This window comes from Rhodococcus sp. CX, from assembly GCF_015865005.1.
Lineage (GTDB): Bacteria > Actinomycetota > Actinomycetes > Mycobacteriales > Mycobacteriaceae > Rhodococcus.
The window spans coordinates 12,631-19,420 of record NZ_JADZGH010000265.1 but is presented as its reverse complement, the minus strand read 5'-3'; the positions used below and the strand labels follow the sequence as shown (position 1 = coordinate 19,420).

Annotated in this window: 6 protein-coding genes; 4 read left to right on the top strand and 2 right to left on the bottom strand. The window is 68.4% G+C overall.

Annotation, left to right across the window (positions count from 1 at the left end):
- Together ilvD and I0Q12_RS29660 are read right to left on the bottom strand one after the other, a co-directional pair.
- Window positions 1–1,444 (bottom strand): dihydroxy-acid dehydratase (ilvD, locus tag I0Q12_RS29665; protein WP_374068962.1); only part of this gene is annotated, 1,444 nt, incomplete at its 3' end.
- Window positions 1,445–1,549: 105 nt separating this feature from the next.
- The gene (locus tag I0Q12_RS29660; protein WP_197257375.1) at window positions 1,550–2,041 is read right to left on the bottom strand and encodes a PH domain-containing protein; all 492 of its coding nucleotides are present in this window, start codon (window positions 2,039–2,041) and stop codon (window positions 1,550–1,552) included.
- A gap of 264 nt (window positions 2,042–2,305) precedes the next feature.
- Here I0Q12_RS29660 and I0Q12_RS29655 point away from each other — a divergent pair, with 264 nt between their 5' ends.
- The 4 genes from I0Q12_RS29655 to I0Q12_RS34320 form a co-directional block, all read left to right on the top strand.
- On the top strand, window positions 2,306–4,243 hold the full coding sequence (locus I0Q12_RS29655; RefSeq protein WP_197257350.1) for an acetolactate synthase large subunit: 1,938 nt from the start codon (window positions 2,306–2,308) through the stop codon (window positions 4,241–4,243).
- Entirely contained in the window at window positions 4,240–4,743 is a 504-nt protein-coding gene (gene ilvN / locus I0Q12_RS29650; protein ID WP_197257348.1) for an acetolactate synthase small subunit, read from the top strand. The genes I0Q12_RS29655 and ilvN overlap by 4 nt, the downstream gene beginning before the upstream one ends.
- Before the next feature lie 37 nt (window positions 4,744–4,780).
- Window positions 4,781–5,794 carry a ketol-acid reductoisomerase gene (gene ilvC, locus I0Q12_RS29645; protein WP_197257346.1) on the top strand — a complete coding sequence of 338 codons (1,014 nt, stop codon included), beginning with the start codon at window positions 4,781–4,783 and terminating at the stop codon, window positions 5,792–5,794.
- A 97-nt stretch (window positions 5,795–5,891) separates the two neighbouring features.
- The coding region (locus I0Q12_RS34320; protein ID WP_269437717.1) for a SulP family inorganic anion transporter at window positions 5,892–6,790 on the top strand (899 nt) is incomplete at its 3' end.

Below are 6,790 nucleotides of genomic sequence, written 5' to 3'. Positions count from 1 at the left end.
AGCGCACGACCACGACATCGCCCGGCTGCACCTTCTTGCCGAGGATGACCGAGACGGCCTCCTCCTGCGACTCGACCACCAGGGCCGGTCCCTCGAAGCTGAACAGGTCCTCGTCGATACCGGCGGTCTTGAGGATCGCGCCGTCGACGGCGAGGTTGCCGCGCAGCACGCACAGGCCACCCTCGACGGTGTAGGCGTGCTCGATGTCACGGATGCAGCCACCGACGGCGTCGGTGTCCAGCGACGCCCAGCGGTTGTCGGTCGAGAACGGCTCGGTGGTGCGAACCCCGCCGGGGGCGGCGTGGAACAGTTCGAGCGCCTCCTCGGTGGCCTTGCCGGACCGGATGTCCCAGTCGTCGAGCCACTGGTCGAAGCTCGCCGTGTGCACGGTGTGGACGTCCGTCTCGAGCAGGCCGCCGCGGCGGAGTTCACCGAGCAGCGCGGGGATTCCGCCCGCGCGGTGCACGTCCTCCATGTGGTAGTCGGAGTTCGGGGACACCTTCGACAGGCACGGAACCTTGCGGCTGATCGCGTCGATGGTCTCGAGGTCGAAGTCGACCTCGCCTTCCTGCGCGGCGGCGAGGGTGTGCAGCACGGTGTTCGTCGAACCGCCCATCGCGACGTCGAGTGCCATCGCGTTGCGGAACGCCGCCGGGGTGGCGATGTTGCGGGGCAGCACCGACTCGTCCTCGTCGCGGTAGTAACGCAGCGCCGCCTCGACGATCGTGGTGCCGGCCTTCTCGAACAGCGCGCGGCGGGCGGCGTGGGTGGCGAGGGTCGAACCGTTGCCCGGCAGCGCCAGGCCCAGTGCCTCGGTGAGGCAGTTCATCGAGTTCGCGGTGAACATGCCCGAGCACGAACCGCACGTCGGGCAGGCGCTGCGCTCGACCTCGTCGAGGCCCGCGTCGCTCACCGACTCGCTCGCGGACGCGGAGATCGCGGTGATCAGGTCGGTGGGGGCGTGCGCGACACCGTCGACGACGACCGCCTTGCCCGCTTCCATCGGACCACCGGAGACGAAGATCGTCGGAATGTTCAGGCGCATGGCCGCATTGAGCATGCCCGGGGTGATCTTGTCGCAGTTGGAGATACACACCAGCGCATCGGCGGTGTGGGCGTTCACCATGTATTCGACCGAGTCGGCGATGATTTCGCGGCTCGGGAGCGAGTACAGCATGCCGCCGTGGCCCATCGCGATGCCGTCGTCGACGGCGATGGTGTGGAACTCGCGGGCGACGCCACCGGCGGCCCGGACCGCGTCGGCGACGATCTCGCCGACGTCCTTGAGGTGGACATGTCCGGGCACGAACTGCGTGTAGGAGTTGGCGATCGCGACGATCGGCTTGCCGAAATCGGAGTCGGTCAGACCGGTGGCGCGCCACAGGGAGCGGGCACCGGCGGCGTTGCGTCCGACGGTGGTGGTGCGTGACCTCAACGGGGGCATGTGCAGGTTTCCTTCACAGGGCGGGTGGCTGCGCCTTCGGCTGTCGGGCCGGCTGCCGGGCTGCGGCAGGGGCCGGGGTGCAGCGGTTTCGAATTTACCGTTGTGCTATTTCGATGCGTCATCCGACTCGGCCGCGGAGTCTTCCGCTGTCGCCTCGGTACTGCGGTCCTCGGCGCTGCGGGCCGCGTCGGCCGCGGCATACGGATCGGTGATGCGCCCGCCGCTGGCCTCGGCGAGCTCGGGGAGCCGGCCGAACGTGACGACGGGAAGCGGAACCTCGGATCCGTCGGTGAGGGTCGCGCGCGCCCAGCCGCGCTTGGGGAAGCGGATTCCCGCGAGTGCGCCCCACCCGATGCGGGTCGTCGAGAACGTGGCGCGGGCAGTGATGCCGTCGGGTCCGACGACGGTGCGCACGCGCAGGATCCACGCGAGCACGAGAAACGGGATCACCAGCATCCAGGAGAATGCCGCGGGCCAGGCCATCGCGGGCGAGGCCACCGCAAGGAGCAGGATGCCGCACGCGAGCAGCGACAATCGGGAAATCCGAATGACGCGCGTCGCCGATTCCGGCGTGTGGGATGATGAACGCGGTGGCACGGGCTGCTGGGAGGATGACACCTCACCATCTTCGCATTGCAGCCGAGGCATCTCACATTCTGGGACAGACGACCGAACCAAGTTGACTGTCTGCTTCGCGCGCGCCTACCGTCTAGCGCGTGAATAAGAATGGGTTGCTCGTAATCGGCCGGCGCGTCGTCGCCTGAGCCGCATACCGCAACTCGCCCACGACGCGCCACCCTCGTACAGCAGATGCTGACGAGGGTTTTTTGTTGCCCGGAGCCAGAATCAGAGGAATTCGCAGTGAGCGCACCAACCGCACGGCCTCAACCCTCGCCGCGAAAGCCGGGGTCCACCCCGACTACCGCAGCCGCCGCAGCGCAGCCCGGAACTCGCCGCCAGGTCGCGCCCGAGCGGGTCACCGGAGCCCAGTCGGTCGTCCGAGCCCTCGAGGAGCTCGAGGTCGACACGGTCTTCGGCATCCCCGGTGGTGCGATCCTTCCCGTCTACGATCCGCTGTTCGATTCCAAGCGGGTCCGTCACGTCCTCGTTCGTCATGAGCAGGGCGGCGGTCACGCCGCGACCGGATATGCGCAAGCCACCGGCAAGGTCGGTGTGTGCATGGCCACTTCCGGCCCCGGCGCCACCAACCTCGTGACCCCGCTCGCCGACGCCCAGATGGACTCCGTCCCGATCGTCGCGATCACAGGCCAGGTCGGCCGCGGTCTCATCGGCACCGACGCCTTCCAGGAAGCGGACATCTCCGGCATCACCATGCCGGTGACCAAGCACAACTTCCTCGTCACCGACGGCGCCGACATCCCGCGCATCCTCGCCGAGGCCTTCTACATCGCCGCGTCCGGCCGCCCCGGCGCCGTGCTCGTCGACATCCCCAAGGACATCCTGCAGGCGCAGACCACCTTCAGCTGGCCGCCGGAGATGCACCTGCCCGGCTACCGTCCCGTGACCAAGCCGCACGGCAAGCAGGTCCGCGAGGCCGCGCGCCTGATCGCCGAGGCCAAGAACCCGGTGCTGTATGTCGGTGGCGGCGTCATCAAGGCCGACGCGTCCGCCGAGCTGCTCGAGCTCGCCGAACTGACCGGCATTCCTGTCGTCACCACCCTGATGGCGCGCGGCGCGTTCCCCGACACCCACCGCCTCAACTGCGGCATGCCGGGTATGCACGGCACCGTGGCAGCGGTCGCGGCGCTGCAGAAGAGCGACCTGCTCGTCACGCTCGGCGCCCGCTTCGACGACCGCGTGACCGGTCAGCTCGACTCGTTCGCACCGGACGCGAAGGTCATCCACGCCGACATCGACCCCGCGGAGATCGGCAAGAACCGGCACGCGGACGTCCCGATCGTCGGCGACTGCCGCGAGGTCCTCGTCGAACTCGTCGAGGCGATCCGTGCGGATCTGGCCACCGGCACCAAGCTCGACTACGCGCAGTGGTGGGAATACCTCGACGACATCCGTCGCACCTACCCGCTGAGCTACGACCGTCCCGCCGACGGTTCCCTGTCGCCGCAGTACGTCATCCAGGCCGTCGGTAAGCTCGCCGGTCCGGACGCCATCTACTGCGCCGGCGTCGGCCAGCACCAGATGTGGGCTGCGCAGTTCGTCGACTACGAGAAGCCGCGTACGTGGCTGAACTCCGGTGGTCTCGGCACCATGGGCTACGCCGTGCCGGCCGCCCTCGGCGCCAAGATGGGCAAGCCCGAGGCCGAGGTGTGGGCGATCGACGGTGACGGCTGCTTCCAGATGACCAACCAGGAACTCGCGACCTGCGCCGTCGAGGGTGTGCCGATCAAGGTCGCGCTCATCAACAACGGCAATCTCGGCATGGTCCGTCAGTGGCAGACGCTGTTCTACGACCAGCGCTACTCGAACACCGAGCTCGGTACCCACGGTGAGGTCCGGATCCCGGACTTCGTCAAGCTCGCCGAGGCCCTCGGCTGCGTCGGCATCCGGGTCGAGCGCGAAGAGGACGTCGAGCCCGCCATCCGCCAGGCCCAGGCCATCAACGACCGCCCGGTCGTCATCGACTTCATCGTCGGTAAGGACGCCCAGGTGTGGCCGATGGTCGCCGCCGGCACCAGCAACGACGAAATCATGGCGGCGCGGGGCATCCGCCCGCTGTTCGACGACGACGAGGCCGCCGCCGAGCCCGCCGTCATCCACGAGGCCATGAACCGCGAGCAGGCCGCCACCGATTCCGCAGCAGGAGAGGATCGTCAGTGAGCACGAGTCACACCCTCAGCGTTCTCGTCGAGGACAAGCCGGGCGTGCTGGCCCGTGTCGCGGCCCTGTTCTCGCGGCGCGGATTCAACATCGAATCCCTCGCCGTCGGGGGAACCGAGGTGCCCGACATCTCCCGCATGACGATCGTCGTGACCGTCGACGAGTTCCCGCTCGAACAGGTCACCAAGCAGCTCAACAAGCTGGTCAACGTCATCAAGATCGTCGAGCAGGAGGGCGAGGCGTCGGTGGCGCGCGAGCTCGTGCTCATCAAGGTCCGTGCGGACGCCAGCGTCCGCACCCAGGTCATCGAGACGGTGAACCTGTTCCGCGCCAAGGTGATCGACGTCTCTCCGGAGTCGCTGACCATCGAGGCCACCGGCACCCGTTCGAAGCTCGACGCGCTTCTGCGGATGCTCGAGCCGTACGGCATCCGCGAGATCGTGCAGTCCGGTGTCGTCGCCGTCGGACGTGGTCCCAAGTCGATCACGGCCACCCGTTAGCCTGAACACACCCCAATTGCTGAAAGAGGTAGGAACTGTGGCAGTCGAGCTTTTCTACGACGACAACGCCGATCTGTCGATCATCCAGGGCCGCAAGGTCGCGGTGATCGGCTACGGCAGCCAGGGGCACGCGCATTCGCTGAGCCTGCGTGACTCGGGCGTCGAGGTGCGCATCGGTCTCAAGGAAGGCTCGAAGTCGCGGGCCAAGGCCGAAGAAGCCGGCCTCACCGTCGGAACCCCCGCCGAGGTTTCGGAGTGGGCCGACGTGATCATGCTGCTCGCCCCCGACACGGCGCAGGCGTCGATTTTCAAGAACGACATCGAGCCGAACCTCAAGGACGGCGACGCGCTGTTCTTCGGCCACGGCCTGAACATCCACTTCGGGCTGATCAAGGCTCCGGAGTTCGTCACCGTCGGCATGGTCGCCCCCAAGGGCCCCGGCCACCTGGTGCGTCGTCAGTTCGTCGACGGCAAGGGCGTGCCCGCGCTCATCGCCATCCACCAGGACCCGAAGGGCGAGGGCGAGGCTCTGGCCCTGTCCTACGCGAAGGGCATCGGCGGCACCCGCGCCGGCGTCATCAAGACCACCTTCAAGGAAGAGACCGAGACCGACCTGTTCGGTGAGCAGGCCGTCCTCTGCGGTGGCACCGAGGAGCTCGTCAAGACCGGCTTCGACGTCCTCGTCGAGGCAGGCTACGCCCCGGAGATGGCGTACTTCGAGTGCCTGCACGAGCTCAAGCTCATCGTCGACCTCATGTACGAGGGCGGCATCGCGCGCATGAACTACTCGGTGTCCGACACCGCCGAGTTCGGTGGCTACCTCTCCGGCCCGCGCGTCATCGACGCCGGCACCAAGGAGCGCATGAAGGACATCCTCAAGGACATCCAGGACGGCACCTTCGTCAAGCGTCTCGTCGCCAACGTCGAGAACGGCAACAAGGAGCTCGAGGGCCTGCGCAAGCAGAACGCCGAGCACGGCATCGAGGTCGTCGGCAAGCAGCTGCGCGACCTGATGAGCTGGGTCGATCGCCCGATCACCGAGACCGCGTAAGCAGTTTCGTTCTCCGCCGGCCCGGCACCCGACTTCGGGTGCCGGGCCGGCGGCGTTCGTGGCGGATACGCCGGTGTGTTCGGTGGATAATGTGCCGATGTCCTGGAGCCTGGGCCTCGATCGACTGCCGGGGGTCGTCACGGTCCGCACCTACCGTCGCGAGTGGTTGCGCCCGGACGTCACCGCCGGCCTCGCGCTGATCGGGCTGCTGATCCCGGCGGGCATGGGGTACGCGACCGCGGCGGGGCTGCCCGCGTACACGGGGCTCTACGCGACGATCGTGCCGCTGCTCGCGTACGCGATCGTCGGGCCGTCCCGGGTGCTCGTGCTCGGCCCCGACTCGGCTCTGGCCCCGTTGATCGCGGCGGCCGTGCTCCCGCTCGCCGCTGCCTCCGGTGATCCGCAGCGGGCAGTCGCACTGGCCGGTGTGCTCGCCGTGCTCGTGGGGACCGTCCTGCTCGTCGCGGGGTTCCTGCGTCTGGGTTTCGTCACCGATCTGCTGTCCAAGCCGATCCGGATCGGATACCTCAACGGCATCGCGCTCGTCGTCGTGATCGGACAGTTGCCCACGCTGCTCGGCATCGACGTCGATGCGGACGACGTACTCGGCCGGATCGGCACCGTCGCCGGGGAAGCGGTCACCGGAGGCATCGACCTGCTCGCCACCGCCGTGGGCGTCGGCTCGCTGGCCGTCATGGTGACGTGCCGGATGCTGCGGATCCGGATACCCGGGGTGCTCGTTGCGGTTGTCGGCGCGATCGCGCTGTCCGCCTTGCTCGGTCTCGGCGACGACATCGCAATGGTCGGTGCGCTGCCCCGCGGCCTGCCCGCCCCGTCCTTCGGCGGGGTGGGGTGGAACGACGTGGTCACCATGCTCGGTCCCGCCGTCGCGATCGCCCTCATCGCCTTCGCCGACACCGCGGTGCTGTCCCGGACGTTCGCCGCCCGGCGCGGCGCCGACGTGGACGGCAGCGCGGAGATGCGGGCGATGGGCGT